This is a genomic window from Mycobacterium tuberculosis complex sp. N0072, assembly GCF_030323725.1.
GTDB classification, from domain to species: Bacteria; Actinomycetota; Actinomycetes; order Mycobacteriales; family Mycobacteriaceae; genus Mycobacterium; species Mycobacterium tuberculosis.
Genome location: NZ_CP040689.1, coordinates 1,551,541 through 1,566,899 on the forward strand (window position 1 = coordinate 1,551,541; position 15,359 = coordinate 1,566,899).

Sequence of the window (15,359 nt, forward strand, 5' to 3'; positions counted from 1 at the left end):
ATGAATTCAGAACACCCGATGACCGACCGGGTTGTGTATCGATCGTTGATGGCCGACAACCTGCGATGGGATGCCCTGCAATTGCGCGACGGCGACATCATTATCTCGGCGCCGTCCAAGAGCGGCCTGACCTGGACACAGCGCCTGGTGTCCCTGCTGGTGTTCGACGGGCCCGACTTGCCCGGACCCTTGTCGACGGTGTCCCCGTGGCTCGACCAGACCATTCGGCCCATCGAGGAAGTGGTCGCTACTCTCGATGCCCAGCAGCACCGCCGGTTCATCAAGACCCACACGCCGTTGGACGGCCTGGTGCTCGACGACCGCGTCAGCTACATCTGCGTAGGACGCGACCCGCGCGATGCCGCGGTGTCAATGCTGTACCAATCGGCCAACATGAACGAAGACCGGATGCGGATTCTGCACGAGGCCGTAGTGCCGTTTCACGAGCGAATCGCCCCCCCGTTTGCGGAACTCGGTCATGCGCGCAGCCCGACCGAGGAGTTCCGGGATTGGATGGAGGGGCCGAATCAGCCTCCCCCTGGCATAGGTTTCACACATCTGAAGGGGATCGGCACTCTGGCCAACATCCTGCACCAGCTAGGCACGGTATGGGTCCGCCGTCACCTACCCAACGTGGCCTTGTTTCATTACGCCGATTACCAGGCGGACTTGGCGGGCGAGCTGCTCCGGCTGGCAAGGGTCCTCGGTATCGCCGCGACCCGCGATCGAGCCCGGGACCTGGCGCAGTACGCCACGCTGGATGCGATGCGCTCCCGCGCGTCAGAAATCGCTCCTAACACCACCGACGGCATCTGGCACAGTGACGAGCGTTTCTTCCGCCGGGGCGGGAGTGGCGACTGGCAGCAGTTCTTCACCGAAGCCGAGCACCTGCGCTACTACCACCGCATCAACCAGCTGGCGCCACCTGATCTGCTGGCCTGGGCACACGAGGGCCGCCGGGGATACGACCCGGCCAACTGAGGTTCAGTGCCGCATTCTCTCCTGTCAGTTGCTGCACTTTAGACGCTCAATGCGCTGCGACAACATTAAATGTCAGCAGTCACACCCAGTGTGGGGGAAATTTGCATATGCGATTTAGTTGTGTGTAGCTTGCTTTGCTGTCTGTACGACTGCACCGAGGGGTGAGCGCGTGTCGCACGAAAGTCTGTTCGAAGAAAGCGAAGCGCCCTACGCGGCGCTGTGCGTAGTTGCCAACTTCACGACAGACGGCGAGTGAGCAGGCGCTCATCACCAGGGCTACGAGCCCAGCACAGGGGACGCGGTGAAGCGCATGTCCCACGAATCCGTGTTCCAACAGAGTGAAGCGCTCTACACGGCATATTTTTCGCCCAACGGCGAATGAGCGAGCGCCGATCGGTGCGTTAGGCCGGGCGGGCGACCGCCCCCGTCGCCCCTTTAAGTGCGCATGTGCGTAGTCCAGTCGAGGGTCGGGAGCTGGCCCAGTGCCCCAAGATGCGATGCGGCTGGCCACATTCTCATCCGCAACGCTAGTTACCACAAGTCACACCATACCCATTTTGGCAGAAACTATTGCACATACAGATAATTGTCGGTAGCTTGTCTTGCGGTGCAGAGAACGGAGGAGGGAATCGCGTGCCCCACGAAATCTTGTTTGACGCGGACGAAAAGGCATTCTCGGCGTTTTGCATTATCTCGTTTACGACCGACAGCGAGTGAAGCTGCGGTCATCGGGGGCGCCACTCCCAGAGAGGAGAGGAGGTGAATCGCATGTCACAGGAAACCTTGTTCCAAGAAAGCCAAGCGCTCTACGCCGCGTATTTCTTTGCGGCCGACGGTGAATGACCGGTCGCCGATTGGCGCGATTCCCCGCATTCAGGGCTGGCGTAGCGCAAGACGATGACGTGGGGTCGACCCTGAGTCAGGGCTCGACGACAGGTGTGTTGTCGGGCCCGAATTGGTCGTACTGGCCAAGCCGTGTATTAGGGTCTGCGGACCCGACGACGATCGCTCACCGGCACGGCACCCACCGCATCACTAGCCCGGACGAGACCTGGCTGGCCCTGCAGCCCTTTCTCGCGCCAGCAGGCATTACCAGGGTCGCCGACGTGACATGGCTGGATTGTCTTGGCATTCCAACGGTTCAGGCGGTGCGCCCGGCATCGCTGACGTTGTCGGTCAGCCAGGGCAAAGCCGCCAGCTATCGGGCTGCCCAGGTCTCGGCGGTGATGGAGTCCTTGGAGGGATGGCACGCCGAGAACGTCACTGCCGACTTGTGGTCTGCGACCGCCCGGGATCTCGAGGCAGACCTGACTTACGACCCCGCCCAACTTCGCCACCGGCCGGGCAGCCTCTACCACGCCGGCGTCAAGCTCGATTGGATGGTCGCGACGACGTTGCTGACCGGTCGCCGGACCTGGGTACCGTGGACGGCGGTGCTGGTGAACGTGGCAACCCGCGATTGCTGGGAACCGCCGATGTTCGAGATGGACACCACCGGACTGGCCTCCGGCAACTGCTACGACGAGGCCACCTTGCACGCCTTGTACGAGGTGATGGAGCGGCATAGCGTGGCTGCAGCGGTCGCCGGAGAGACCATGTTCGAGGTGCCAACTGACGATGTCGCCGGCTCTGACAGCGCCCACCTGGTTGAGATGATCCGTGACGCCGGGGACGATGTGGACCTTGCCCGCATCGATGTCTGGGACGGTTACTACTGTTTTGCCGCCGAGCTCACCTCCGCGACGCTGGAGGTGACCTTCGGCGGGTTCGGGTTACACCACGACCCTAACGTGGCGTTATCGCGGGCGATCACCGAAGCCGCCCAGTCGCGCATCACGGCAATCAGCGGAGCCCGCGAGGACCTCCCGTCGGCGATCTACCACCGGTTCGGCCGGGTGCATACATACGCGAAGGCGCGAAAGACGTCGTTGCGGCTGAACCGCGCGCGGCCGACACCGTGGCGGGTGCCCGATGTCGACTCGCTGCCCGAGTTGGTGGCGTCGGCGGCGACGGCGGTGGCCAACCGATCCGGCACCGAGCCGCTGGCGGTCGTGTGCGACTTCGCCGATGCCTGTGTCCCCGTGGTGAAGGTGCTCGCCCCGGGCCTCGTGCTGTCGAGCGCATCGCCGATGCGCACACCCCTACAGGAGGCTGAATGACGGCCTGCGGCAGGATTGTCGTCACCGCTGGGCCCACGATTAGCGCCGCGGACATCCGCTCGGTGGTGCCGGATGCCGAGGTGGCGCCGCCGATTGCGTTTGGCCAGGCGCTCTCCTATGACTTGCGGTCGGGTGACACGCTGCTGATTGTCGACGGATTGTTCTTTCAGCAGCCGTCGGTTCGACATAAGGAGCTTTTGACGTTGATGGCCGACGGTGTCCGAGTCGTCGGATCGTCGAGCATGGGCGCCCTGCGGGCCGCTGAGCTGCATCCATTTGGCATGGAGGGCTATGGCTGGGTCTTCGAAAGCTACCGAGATGGGGTACTCGAGGCCGACGATGAGGTCGGCGTGGTGCACGGCGACGCCGACGACGGCTACCCGGTCTTCGTCGACGCGCTGGTGAACATGCGCCACACCCTGGCGCGGGCCGTCGCAACTGGTGTGGTGTGCTCCGAGCTGGCCGAGCGGATCATCGAGACCGCGCGGGCCACACCGTTCACCATGCGCACCTGGGCGCGGCTGCTGAGTGAGGTCGGCGCCCCGGACCAGCGCGGCCTCGCCGCACAGTTGCGGTCACTGCGGGTCGATGTCAAACACGCCGATGCGCTGCTGGCGTTGCGGCAGCTCGGCCAGCGCCCCCGGGTGGAGCCGCTTCGTCCGGGTCCGCCGCCCACCGTGTGGTCGCGGCGGTGGCGGCAGCGATGGGCACCGCCCACCTCCGTCGCCGCATCGGCCGACCACGGCGAGTCTTTTGTCGACGTCACCGACTTGGAGGTCTTGTCGTTTTTGAGCGTGAGCTCGGTTGACTACTGGGCCTACCGGCCAGCACTGCAACAGGTCGCTGCCTGGTACTGGACGTTGAAACACCCCGAACAATCCGGAAGCGTCGGTGAGCGTGCCGCACGAGCCGTCGCCGAGGTGGCATCGGAGGGCTACGGGCGCGCCCTGGAATTCATTGCCTATCGCTACGCACTTGCCACCGGCATCATCGACGAGACCGGCTTTCCCGAGGCGGTCGCAGCGCATTGGCTCACCACCGAAGAGCGCCACGGCCTGGGCAATGACCCCATCTCGATCTCGGCGCGAGTGATCACCCGCACGTTGTTCGTCGTCCGGTTATTGCCGGCGATCGACCATTTCCTTGACCTGCTGCGGAAGGACTCCCGACTGCCCCGATGGCGTGCCATGGCGGCCCACGCACTCTGCAAGCGCGACGATCTGGCCCGGCAAAAGCCGCACCTGAACCTGGGCCGGCCCGATCCGACGCAATTGAAGCGCCTCTTTGGGGCCCGATGGGGGACCCAGGTGAACCGCATCGAGTTGGCCCGGCGTGGACTGATGACCGAGGACGCCTTCTATGCTGCCGCCACCCCGTTCGCCGTCGCGGCCGTCGACGACCAACTGCCGCGCATCGAGGTCGGCACCTTAGGACCCGCGCCGCTGAGCGCGGACGTTCCAGAACGCCATTTCGACTTCGGTTCCGTCTAACTCGCGGCGCACGGTGGCGGGCTCCAGCGACTCGATATCCCAGCCAGCGCCACCGAGGACGTCGCGCAGCGTTTGCTCGGATACCGTCGACCGCGGCCATTCCTCATCGGGCGGCATGGCGTTGGAGAAGCAGCTGAGTAGCAGGGTGGCGCCCGGTCGGGTGGCCCGGTGCACCGAGGCGGCGTAGCTGCGCTTGCCGTCGTCGTCTAGGCAGTGGAACATCCCGCAGTCGATCACGGTATCGAACGCGCCGGTGTAGCCGGTCAGCTTGGTGGCGTCACCCACTGCGAACTTGACATCGACTCCGGCGTCGCTGGCTCGCCGTTTGGCGGTGGTCAGCGCGGTGGGAGAGATGTCCAACCCGGTCACCTGGTAGCCGTTCCTGGCGAGGTAGATCGCGTTGTCACCGAGCCCGCACCCGATGTCGAGCACGTCGCCGTGCACCCAGCCGCCGGTGTGCCAGCCGATGACATTGTCCTTGGGCGCTTTGGTGTCCCACGGCGGTGTCGTGATCGGCGGGAGGCCCTCGCCGGGGCTTTCGCCACGGTAGAGCGCGTCGAAATCTATACCTGGCATGCTGGCCAGCTTAGGCGGCGTGTAGGTGGGTGAGGGCGACACCGATTCTGGCTTCCACCTGGCTAACGTCTATCTCCAACGGCCCGGGCAGTGGTGGCGCGGTGCAGTGATAGTACATCCCGGTGGGCGTGGTGAATTCAGCTGTGTGACGGCCGGTTTCGTCCGTGTCGGTGCTGACGCGCCAGCCGGGAGCTTCCTTGACGTAGTTACAGCGTTCACACGATCCGAGGCCGTTGGTCGCGGTGGTCGGGCCGCCTCGATGATGCGGCTGGGCGTGGTCACGGTGGCGGATCGGGGCATCGCAGTAGGGCATGCGACAGCGCTGATCGCGCAACCCGATGAACGCGGCCAGCCCCTTCGGGAACCGGCGTGCCCGCGATTCCATCGCCACCAAGGCCCCCGAGCGCGGATGACGGTAGAGCCGGCGCAGCGTGGCCCGTGACCGCGTATCGGCAACCGCGTCGCGCACCAGGTTGCGGGCCACGGCCGCCGGGATGGGGCCATACCCGTCGACCACCGCCGGGGCGCGGTCGCCAGCTAACAGTGTCTCGTCGGAGAGCACCAGGTTGACCGCTACCGGTTGGGCCGCCTCGGCGGGTTGTCCGGTGACCCGCTCGACCAACGTGTCGGCCATTACCTGGCCCCGTGTCCGATCGTCGAATGTCGTGTCGGCGGCCCGCTTGAGCGCCGCATAGACCGACACGCCTCGGGCCACCGGAAGCAACGCCGTCACCCAGGTCATGGTGTCGGGGGCCGGGCGGATCGTCACCGTGCGTTCGGTCTCGGCCCTGGCGGCCCGCTCCACCACCGCCTGGGCATCGAGCCGGTAGGCAATCGCCCGGGCCGCGGCGGCGATCCGCGCATCACCCATCCCGTCCAATGCGGACATGTCGGCGCACAGCTCGGCGTCGAGTGCGCGGCGATCCTCGACGTCCAGGCAGGCCGACTCCCGCACGATCAGCGTGGCCCGCCACTCCGATAGCCGCCCGACCTCGAGCGCGGCGAGTGTGTGCGGCATCTCATACACCAACGCCTTCGCGAACCCCAGGTGGCGCCCGCCGCGCGCCGGCGAATCCCGTCGCGCCAGCGCTACTTCACTGGCCACCCCACGCCCGCGCCGCCGTGCCGGCACCCCCGCATCCGCCTCATTGCAGCGACGCAACTTGTCCAGCGCCGCCGCAGCACGTGCCTGACCGGCGGCCGCGGCCGATTTGACCCGCTCCAGCTCGGCGATCCGCGCGGTCAGGCTCGCCTCATCGTCGCGCGAATCCACGCCCGCGAGGCTCACTAAATCGAACATGTGTTCGAGTATAGCAGGCCTGGGCCACCACGGCCACCGCACCGCGGGCCCGCAGCGTGCGAGTGCTACGCTGCCGAGCGGTCGACATCCTTTAACGATCCGTCCAGAGAGGCGGAGAAGGAGGTCAAGGTTTCCCATGGGTGCTGCGGGTGATGCCGCAATCGGCCGGGAGTCCCGCGAGTTGATGTCCGCGGCCGACGTCGGCCGCACGATTTCGCGCATCGCGCATCAGATTATCGAGAAGACCGCGTTAGATGACCCAGTCGGACCCGACGCGCCGCGGGTGGTGCTGCTGGGAATCCCGACCCGTGGCGTGACGCTGGCGAATCGCCTGGCCGGCAATATCACCGAATACAGCGGCATCCACGTCGGCCATGGCGCGCTGGACATCACCCTGTACCGCGACGATCTGATGATCAAGCCGCCGCGGCCCTTGGCGTCGACGTCGATCCCGGCCGGTGGGATCGATGACGCGCTGGTGATCCTGGTCGATGACGTGCTCTACTCCGGGCGCTCGGTGCGTTCCGCCCTGGACGCGCTGCGCGACGTGGGCCGGCCGCGGGCGGTGCAATTGGCGGTGCTGGTCGACAGGGGTCACCGGGAACTGCCGCTGCGCGCCGACTATGTGGGCAAGAACGTTCCGACCTCGCGCAGCGAGAGCGTGCACGTGCGGCTGCGCGAGCACGACGGCCGTGACGGCGTGGTGATCTCGCGATGACCCCAAGGCACCTGCTGACCGCCGCCGACCTCAGCCGCGACGACGCCACCGCCATCCTCGACGACGCCGACCGGTTTGCGCAGGCGCTGGTCGGTCGCGACATCAAGAAGCTGCCGACGCTGCGGGGCCGGACCGTCGTCACGATGTTCTATGAGAACTCCACCCGCACCCGGGTGTCGTTCGAGGTAGCGGGTAAGTGGATGAGCGCCGACGTGATCAACGTCAGCGCTGCCGGATCTTCGGTAGGCAAGGGTGAGTCGCTGCGGGATACCGCGCTGACCCTGCGCGCGGCCGGGGCTGACGCGCTGATCATCCGCCATCCCGCGTCCGGCGCCGCCCATCTGCTGGCGCAGTGGACCGGCGCCCACAACGATGGGCCGGCGGTGATCAACGCCGGTGACGGCACTCATGAACACCCCACGCAGGCGCTGCTTGATGCGCTGACCATCCGTCAGCGCCTCGGCGGCATCGAAGGCCGGCGCATCGTGATCGTCGGCGACATCCTGCACAGCCGGGTCGCCCGCTCCAACGTCATGCTGCTGGACACCCTGGGCGCCGAGGTGGTGCTGGTGGCGCCACCCACATTGCTACCGGTCGGGGTGACCGGCTGGCCGGCCACCGTCTCCCACGACTTCGATGCCGAGCTGCCCGCCGCCGACGCGGTATTGATGCTGCGGGTACAGGCCGAGCGGATGAACGGCGGTTTTTTCCCGTCCGTACGGGAGTACTCGGTCCGCTACGGGCTAACCGAGCGGCGCCAGGCGATGCTTCCCGGCCACGCCGTGGTGTTGCACCCGGGACCGATGGTGCGTGGCATGGAGATCACATCTTCGGTCGCGGACTCGTCGCAATCGGCTGTGCTGCAACAGGTTTCCAATGGAGTCCAGGTGCGGATGGCGGTGCTGTTCCATGTGCTGGTGGGAGCGCAGGATGCCGGTAAAGAGGGTGCGGCGTGAGCGTGCTGATTCGTGGTGTGCGGCCCTACGGCGAGGGGGAGCGGGTCGACGTACTCGTCGATGACGGCCAGATCGCCCAGATAGGACCGGATCTGGCGATCCCCGATACGGCCGATGTCATTGACGCCACCGGACACGTGCTGCTGCCCGGGTTCGTCGATCTGCACACCCATCTGCGCGAGCCGGGCCGCGAGTATGCCGAGGACATCGAAACCGGTTCGGCCGCGGCCGCTTTGGGCGGCTACACCGCGGTGTTCGCGATGGCCAACACCAACCCCGTGGCCGACAGCCCGGTGGTCACCGACCACGTCTGGCACCGCGGCCAGCAGGTCGGCCTGGTCGACGTGCACCCCGTCGGCGCGGTCACCGTCGGGCTGGCCGGAGCCGAGCTGACCGAGATGGGCATGATGAACGCCGGCGCCGCCCAGGTGCGGATGTTCTCCGACGACGGGGTCTGCGTGCATGACCCGCTGATCATGCGCCGCGCCCTGGAATATGCCACCGGTTTGGGCGTGCTGATCGCCCAGCACGCCGAGGAGCCCCGGCTGACGGTCGGCGCCGTCGCGCACGAGGGACCCATGGCGGCGCGGCTGGGCCTGGCGGGATGGCCGCGGGCCGCCGAGGAATCGATCGTCGCCCGCGACGCCTTGCTGGCCCGTGACGCCGGCGCCCGGGTGCACATCTGTCACGCGTCGGCCGCGGGCACCGTCGAAATCCTGAAATGGGCTAAGGACCAGGGTATTTCGATCACCGCCGAGGTCACCCCCCACCACCTGTTGCTCGACGATGCCAGATTGGCCAGCTATGACGGCGTGAACCGGGTCAACCCGCCGCTGCGCGAAGCTTCCGACGCGGTCGCCCTGCGACAGGCGCTGGCCGACGGGATCATCGACTGTGTGGCCACAGATCACGCCCCGCATGCCGAGCACGAGAAATGCGTCGAATTCGCCGCGGCCCGGCCCGGCATGCTCGGGTTGCAGACGGCATTGTCGGTGGTGGTGCAGACAATGGTGGCGCCCGGCTTGTTGAGTTGGCGCGATATCGCGCGGGTGATGAGTGAGAACCCGGCGTGCATCGCACGCTTGCCCGATCAGGGCCGGCCACTGGAGGTGGGGGAGCCGGCCAACCTGACGGTGGTGGACCCCGACGCCACCTGGACGGTCACCGGCGCCGACCTGGCCAGCCGGTCGGCCAACACGCCGTTTGAGTCGATGAGCCTGCCCGCCACCGTGACCGCGACCCTGCTGCGCGGGAAGGTGACCGCGCGCGACGGGAAGATCCGGGCATGAACTCCGGCACGCTGGCGGGGTCGCTGATCTTCGCGGCGGTGCTCGTCATGCTGATCGCGGTGCTCGCTCGGCTGATGATGCGCGGCTGGCGGCGCCGTTCGGAGCGGCAGGCGGAGCTGCTCGGCGACTTGCCCGACGTGCCCGAGCACGTGAGCTCGGCCACGGTCACCACCCGCGGCCTGTACGTGGGCGCCACGCTGTCGCCGGCCTGGAACGAGCGGGTCACCGTCGGTGATCTCGGGTATCGCAGCAAGGCGGTGCTCACCCGGTATCCGTCGGGCATCATGGTGGAACGCGCACGGGCTCAGCCGATTTGGATTCCTACGGAGTCGATCGCCGCCATTCGCATGGAACGCGGCGTCGCCGGCAAGGTGGTGGCCGGCATCGGGATACTCGCGATCCGTTGGCGACTGCCGTCCGGCACCGAGATCGATGTCGGGTTTCGGGCAGACAACCGCGACGAATACCAGGAGTGGCTGGAGGAACCCGTTTGAGCAAAGCCGTATTGGTCCTCGAAGACGGCCGGGTGTTCACCGGCAGGCCGTTCGGCGCGACCGGACAAGCGCTCGGGGAGGCCGTGTTTTCCACCGGCATGTCCGGTTATCAGGAGACGCTGACCGATCCCAGCTATCACCGTCAGATCGTGGTGGCCACCGCGCCGCAGATCGGCAACACCGGCTGGAACGGCGAGGACTCCGAAAGCCGAGGGGAGCGGATCTGGGTCGCCGGTTACGCGGTGCGCGACCCGTCGCCGCGCGCGTCCAACTGGCGCGCCACCGGCACGTTGGAAGACGAACTCATCCGCCAGCGCATCGTCGGGATCGCCGGCATCGACACCCGGGCCGTGGTGCGCCATCTGCGCAGCCGCGGGTCGATGAAGGCGGGGGTGTTCTCCGACGGGGCGCTGGCCGAGCCTGCCGACTTGATCGCGCGGGTGCGAGCACAACAGTCGATGCTGGGCGCCGATCTGGCCGGCGAGGTCAGCACCGCGGAGCCGTATGTCGTCGAACCCGACGGGCCACCGGGTGTTTCGAGGTTCACCGTGGCCGCCCTAGATCTTGGTATCAAGACCAACACTCCGCGTAACTTCGCCCGGCGCGGGATTCGCTGCCATGTGCTGCCGGCATCGACCACCTTCGAGCAGATCGCCGAACTCAACCCGCATGGCGTGTTCTTGTCCAACGGCCCCGGCGACCCGGCCACCGCCGATCACGTCGTCGCGCTTACCCGCGAGGTGCTGGGCGCCGGAATCCCGTTGTTCGGCATCTGTTTCGGCAACCAGATCCTGGGCCGCGCGCTGGGCCTGTCGACCTACAAGATGGTGTTTGGGCACCGCGGCATCAACATCCCGGTCGTCGACCACGCCACCGGTCGGGTGGCGGTGACCGCGCAAAACCATGGCTTCGCCCTTCAGGGGGAGGCGGGCCAATCCTTCGCCACCCCGTTCGGTCCCGCGGTGGTCAGCCACACCTGCGCCAACGACGGTGTGGTCGAAGGCGTCAAGCTCGTTGACGGGCGGGCGTTTTCGGTGCAATACCACCCGGAAGCCGCCGCCGGCCCGCACGATGCCGAGTACCTGTTCGACCAGTTCGTGGAGCTGATGGCAGGGGAGGGCCGCTAGTGCCCCGTCGCACCGATCTGCACCACGTGCTGGTCATCGGCTCCGGGCCGATCGTCATCGGCCAGGCGTGCGAGTTCGACTACTCCGGGACTCAGGCGTGCCGGGTGCTGCGCGCCGAGGGCTTGCAGGTCAGCCTGGTGAACTCTAATCCGGCCACCATCATGACCGACCCGGAGTTCGCCGACCACACCTACGTAGAGCCCATCACCCCGGCGTTCGTGGAGCGGGTTATCGCCCAACAGGCCGAGCGGGGCAACAAGATCGACGCCCTGCTGGCGACCCTGGGTGGGCAGACCGCGCTGAACACCGCGGTCGCGCTGTACGAGAGCGGGGTGCTGGAAAAGTACGGCGTGGAACTCATCGGCGCCGATTTCGACGCCATCCAGCGCGGCGAGGACCGGCAGCGGTTCAAGGACATCGTCGCCAAGGCCGGTGGCGAATCCGCCCGGAGCCGAGTGTGTTTCACCATGGCCGAAGTGCGTGAGACGGTCGCCGAGCTCGGCCTGCCGGTGGTGGTGCGGCCGAGCTTCACCATGGGCGGGCTGGGTTCGGGGATAGCGTACTCCACCGACGAGGTCGACCGGATGGCCGGCGCCGGGCTGGCGGCCTCGCCCAGCGCCAACGTGCTCATCGAGGAATCGATTTACGGCTGGAAGGAATTCGAACTCGAGCTGATGCGCGACGGCCACGACAACGTGGTGGTGGTGTGCTCGATCGAAAACGTCGACCCGATGGGTGTGCACACCGGCGACTCGGTCACCGTCGCGCCGGCGATGACGTTGACCGACCGGGAATACCAGCGGATGCGCGACCTGGGCATCGCGATCCTGCGCGAGGTGGGTGTGGACACCGGCGGCTGCAACATCCAGTTCGCGGTCAACCCGCGCGACGGTCGGCTGATCGTCATCGAGATGAACCCGCGGGTGTCGCGTTCCAGTGCGTTGGCGTCCAAGGCGACCGGCTTTCCGATCGCCAAGATCGCCGCCAAACTGGCCATCGGTTACACCCTCGACGAGATCGTCAACGACATCACAGGGGAAACGCCGGCCTGTTTCGAACCCACCCTGGACTACGTGGTGGTCAAGGCGCCGCGGTTCGCGTTCGAGAAGTTCCCCGGTGCCGATCCCACCCTGACCACCACCATGAAATCTGTCGGTGAGGCAATGTCGTTGGGCCGCAACTTCGTCGAGGCGCTCGGCAAGGTGATGCGCTCGCTGGAGACGACCCGCGCCGGGTTCTGGACGGCACCGGATCCCGACGGCGGCATCGAGGAAGCCCTGACCCGGCTGCGGACCCCGGCCGAAGGCCGGCTCTACGACATCGAGCTGGCGTTGCGGCTGGGTGCGACGGTGGAACGGGTGGCCGAGGCCAGCGGTGTCGACCCGTGGTTCATCGCGCAGATCAACGAGCTGGTCAATCTGCGCAACGAACTCGTCGCGGCACCCGTGCTGAACGCCGAGCTGCTGCGGCGCGCCAAGCACAGCGGACTATCGGATCACCAGATCGCGTCGCTGAGACCGGAATTGGCCGGCGAGGCCGGCGTGCGGTCACTGCGCGTGCGCCTGGGCATCCACCCGGTATACAAGACGGTGGACACCTGCGCGGCGGAGTTCGAAGCCCAAACCCCCTACCACTACAGCAGCTACGAGCTCGACCCCGCCGCCGAAACAGAGGTGGCCCCGCAGACCGAAAGGCCCAAGGTGCTGATCCTCGGTTCGGGGCCCAATCGGATCGGCCAGGGTATCGAGTTCGACTACAGCTGCGTACACGCGGCAACCACGTTGAGCCAGGCTGGCTTTGAGACCGTGATGGTCAACTGCAACCCGGAGACGGTGTCCACCGACTACGACACCGCGGACAGGTTGTACTTCGAGCCGTTGACGTTCGAGGACGTCTTGGAGGTCTACCACGCCGAAATGGAATCCGGTAGCGGTGGCCCGGGAGTGGCCGGCGTCATCGTGCAGCTCGGCGGCCAGACCCCGCTCGGGCTGGCGCACCGGCTCGCCGACGCCGGGGTCCCGATCGTGGGCACCCCACCGGAGGCCATCGACCTGGCCGAGGATCGCGGCGCGTTCGGCGACCTGCTGAGCGCCGCCGGACTGCCGGCGCCAAAGTACGGCACCGCAACCACTTTCGCCCAGGCCCGCCGGATCGCCGAGGAGATCGGCTATCCGGTGCTGGTGCGGCCGTCGTATGTGCTCGGTGGTCGCGGCATGGAGATCGTGTATGACGAAGAAACGTTGCAGGGCTACATCACCCGCGCCACTCAGCTATCCCCCGAACACCCGGTGCTCGTCGACCGCTTCCTCGAGGACGCGGTCGAGATCGACGTCGACGCGCTGTGTGATGGCGCCGAGGTCTATATCGGCGGGATCATGGAGCACATCGAGGAGGCCGGCATCCACTCCGGTGACTCGGCCTGTGCGCTGCCACCGGTCACGTTGGGCCGCAGCGACATCGAGAAGGTGCGTAAGGCCACTGAAGCCATTGCGCACGGCATCGGCGTGGTGGGGCTGCTCAACGTGCAGTACGCGCTCAAGGATGACGTGCTCTACGTCCTGGAAGCCAACCCGAGAGCGAGCCGTACCGTTCCGTTTGTATCCAAGGCCACAGCGGTGCCACTCGCCAAGGCATGCGCCCGGATCATGTTGGGCGCCACCATTGCCCAGCTGCGCGCCGAAGGCTTGCTGGCGGTCACCGGGGATGGCGCCCACGCGGCGCGAAACGCCCCCATCGCGGTCAAGGAGGCCGTGTTGCCGTTTCACCGGTTCCGGCGCGCCGACGGGGCCGCCATCGACTCGCTACTCGGCCCGGAGATGAAATCGACCGGCGAGGTGATGGGCATCGACCGCGACTTCGGCAGCGCGTTCGCCAAGAGCCAGACCGCCGCCTACGGGTCGCTGCCGGCCCAGGGCACAGTGTTCGTGTCGGTGGCCAACCGGGACAAGCGGTCGCTGGTGTTTCCGGTCAAACGATTGGCCGACCTGGGTTTTCGCGTCCTTGCCACCGAAGGCACCGCAGAGATGTTGCGCCGCAACGGTATTCCCTGCGACGACGTCCGCAAACATTTCGAGCCGGCGCAGCCCGGCCGCCCCACAATGTCGGCGGTGGACGCGATCCGAGCCGGCGAGGTCAACATGGTGATCAACACTCCCTATGGCAACTCCGGTCCGCGCATCGACGGCTATGAGATCCGTTCGGCGGCGGTGGCCGGCAACATCCCGTGCATCACCACGGTGCAGGGCGCATCCGCCGCCGTGCAGGGGATAGAGGCCGGGATCCGCGGCGACATCGGGGTGCGCTCCCTGCAGGAGCTGCACCGGGTGATCGGGGGCGTCGAGCGGTGACCGGGTTCGGTCTCCGGTTGGCCGAGGCAAAGGCACGCCGCGGCCCGTTGTGTCTGGGCATCGATCCGCATCCCGAGCTGCTGCGGGGCTGGGATCTGGCGACCACGGCCGACGGGCTGGCCGCGTTCTGCGACATCTGCGTACGGGCCTTCGCTGATTTCGCGGTGGTCAAACCGCAGGTGGCGTTTTTTGAGTCATACGGGGCTGCCGGATTCGCGGTGCTGGAGCGCACCATCGCGGAACTGCGGGCCGCAGACGTGCTGGTGTTGGCCGACGCCAAGCGCGGCGACATTGGGGCGACCATGTCGGCGTATGCGACGGCCTGGGTGGGCGACTCGCCGCTGGCCGCCGACGCCGTGACGGCCTCGCCCTATTTGGGCTTCGGTTCGCTGCGGCCGCTGCTAGAGGTCGCGGCCGCCCACGGCCGAGGGGTGTTCGTGCTGGCGGCCACCTCCAATCCCGAAGGTGCGGCGGTGCAGAATGCCGCCGCCGACGGCCGCAGCGTGGCCCAGTTGGTCGTGGACCAGGTGGGGGCGGCCAACGAGGCGGCAGGACCCGGGCCCGGATCCATCGGCGTGGTCGTCGGCGCAACGGCGCCACAGGCCCCCGATCTCAGCGCCTTCACCGGGCCGGTGCTGGTGCCCGGCGTGGGGGTGCAGGGCGGGCGCCCGGAGGCGCTGGGCGGTCTGGGCGGGGCCGCATCGAGCCAGCTGTTGCCCGCGGTGGCGCGCGAGGTCTTGCGGGCCGGCCCCGGCGTGCCCGAATTGCGCGCCGCGGGCGAACGGATGCGCGATGCCGTCGCCTATCTCGCTGCCGTGTAGCGGGTGCCCTGCCACCGCGCCGCTAAATCCCACCAGCATGGGGTGGTGAGCCCAGCGCTCGTGTGACCAAACTCACCGCCCTGGGCCGTCGTCACGCTGTG

General features: G+C 67.2%; 13 protein-coding genes. 10 read left to right on the forward strand and 3 right to left on the reverse strand.

From position 1 onward, the window contains the following. A complete protein-coding gene (locus FF952_RS07325) occupies positions 1–981 on the forward strand; it encodes a glycolipid sulfotransferase (protein WP_003903426.1) in 981 nt (326 codons plus the stop codon). Between the two features lie 79 nt (positions 982–1,060). Here the strand turns inward: FF952_RS07325 and FF952_RS07330 are convergent, their stop codons facing one another. Continuing rightward, a complete protein-coding gene (locus FF952_RS07330) occupies positions 1,061–1,519 on the reverse strand; it encodes a hypothetical protein (RefSeq protein ID WP_003901145.1) in 459 nt (152 codons plus the stop codon). A 301-nt stretch (positions 1,520–1,820) separates the two neighbouring features. Between FF952_RS07330 and FF952_RS07335 the strand changes: the two genes are divergently transcribed. Next, positions 1,821–3,140, forward strand: a complete 1,320-nt coding sequence (locus FF952_RS07335) for a YcaO-like family protein (RefSeq protein ID WP_003407188.1) — start codon at positions 1,821–1,823, stop codon at positions 3,138–3,140. Beyond that, the gene (locus FF952_RS07340; RefSeq protein WP_003900327.1) at positions 3,137–4,630 is read left to right on the forward strand and encodes a TfuA-like protein; all 1,494 of its coding nucleotides are present in this window, start codon (positions 3,137–3,139) and stop codon (positions 4,628–4,630) included. Before FF952_RS07335 ends, FF952_RS07340 begins: the two co-directional genes overlap by 4 nt. Here FF952_RS07340 and FF952_RS07345 read toward each other — a convergent pair. Together FF952_RS07345 and FF952_RS07350 are read right to left on the reverse strand one after the other, a co-directional pair. Next, complete coding sequence (locus FF952_RS07345) at positions 4,568–5,206, reverse strand: class I SAM-dependent methyltransferase (RefSeq protein ID WP_003898852.1); 639 nt, start codon at positions 5,204–5,206, stop codon at positions 4,568–4,570. The two genes, FF952_RS07340 and FF952_RS07345, sit on opposite strands and share 63 nt — an antisense overlap. Positions 5,207–5,216: 10 nt before the next feature. Next, positions 5,217–6,506 carry an HNH endonuclease gene (locus tag FF952_RS07350; protein WP_003911527.1) on the reverse strand — a complete coding sequence of 430 codons (1,290 nt, stop codon included), beginning with the start codon at positions 6,504–6,506 and terminating at the stop codon, positions 5,217–5,219. A 136-nt stretch (positions 6,507–6,642) separates the two neighbouring features. On the opposite strand from FF952_RS07350, the gene pyrR reads away from it, so the two are divergent. Genes pyrR through pyrF form a run of 7 tightly spaced genes read left to right on the forward strand, consistent with a single transcriptional unit; the run spans position 6,643 to position 15,258 of the window. Next, entirely contained in the window at positions 6,643–7,224 is a 582-nt protein-coding gene (pyrR, locus tag FF952_RS07355; RefSeq protein ID WP_003407196.1) for a bifunctional pyr operon transcriptional regulator/uracil phosphoribosyltransferase PyrR, read from the forward strand. Further along, the gene (locus FF952_RS07360) at positions 7,221–8,180 is read left to right on the forward strand and encodes an aspartate carbamoyltransferase catalytic subunit (RefSeq protein WP_003407200.1); all 960 of its coding nucleotides are present in this window, start codon (positions 7,221–7,223) and stop codon (positions 8,178–8,180) included. Before pyrR ends, FF952_RS07360 begins: the two co-directional genes overlap by 4 nt. Further along, positions 8,177–9,469, forward strand: coding sequence for a dihydroorotase (locus FF952_RS07365; RefSeq protein ID WP_003407204.1), 1,293 nt, complete (start codon positions 8,177–8,179; stop codon positions 9,467–9,469). The genes FF952_RS07360 and FF952_RS07365 overlap by 4 nt, the downstream gene beginning before the upstream one ends. Further along, entirely contained in the window at positions 9,466–9,963 is a 498-nt protein-coding gene (locus tag FF952_RS07370) for a PH-like domain-containing protein (protein WP_003898853.1), read from the forward strand. Before FF952_RS07365 ends, FF952_RS07370 begins: the two co-directional genes overlap by 4 nt. Continuing rightward, on the forward strand, positions 9,960–11,090 hold the full coding sequence (carA, locus tag FF952_RS07375; RefSeq protein WP_003407208.1) for a glutamine-hydrolyzing carbamoyl-phosphate synthase small subunit: 1,131 nt from the start codon (positions 9,960–9,962) through the stop codon (positions 11,088–11,090). Before FF952_RS07370 ends, carA begins: the two co-directional genes overlap by 4 nt. Next, positions 11,090–14,437, forward strand: a complete 3,348-nt coding sequence (gene carB / locus FF952_RS07380; protein ID WP_003407211.1) for a carbamoyl-phosphate synthase large subunit — start codon at positions 11,090–11,092, stop codon at positions 14,435–14,437. The genes carA and carB overlap by 1 nt, the downstream gene beginning before the upstream one ends. Then, positions 14,434–15,258 carry an orotidine-5'-phosphate decarboxylase gene (gene pyrF / locus FF952_RS07385; protein WP_003407220.1) on the forward strand — a complete coding sequence of 275 codons (825 nt, stop codon included), beginning with the start codon at positions 14,434–14,436 and terminating at the stop codon, positions 15,256–15,258. The genes carB and pyrF overlap by 4 nt, the downstream gene beginning before the upstream one ends. The last annotated feature ends 101 nt before the right edge of the window (positions 15,259–15,359 follow it).

What these genes read in the sequence shown, in the direction of transcription:
- FF952_RS07325 (WP_003903426.1), top strand. Translation starts at nt 1, where the DNA reads ATGAATTCAGAACACCCGATGACCGACCGGGTTGTGTATCGATCGTTG.
- FF952_RS07335 (WP_003407188.1), top strand. Translation starts at nt 1,821, where the DNA reads ATGACCGGTCGCCGATTGGCGCGATTCCCCGCATTCAGGGCTGGCGTA.
- FF952_RS07340 (WP_003900327.1), top strand. Translation starts at nt 3,137, where the DNA reads ATGACGGCCTGCGGCAGGATTGTCGTCACCGCTGGGCCCACGATTAGC.
- FF952_RS07345 (WP_003898852.1), bottom strand. Translation starts at nt 5,206, where the DNA reads ATGCCAGGTATAGATTTCGACGCGCTCTACCGTGGCGAAAGCCCCGGC.
- FF952_RS07350 (WP_003911527.1), bottom strand. Translation starts at nt 6,506, where the DNA reads ATGTTCGATTTAGTGAGCCTCGCGGGCGTGGATTCGCGCGACGATGAG.
- pyrR (WP_003407196.1), top strand. Translation starts at nt 6,643, where the DNA reads ATGGGTGCTGCGGGTGATGCCGCAATCGGCCGGGAGTCCCGCGAGTTG.
- FF952_RS07360 (WP_003407200.1), top strand. Translation starts at nt 7,221, where the DNA reads ATGACCCCAAGGCACCTGCTGACCGCCGCCGACCTCAGCCGCGACGAC.
- FF952_RS07370 (WP_003898853.1), top strand. Translation starts at nt 9,466, where the DNA reads ATGAACTCCGGCACGCTGGCGGGGTCGCTGATCTTCGCGGCGGTGCTC.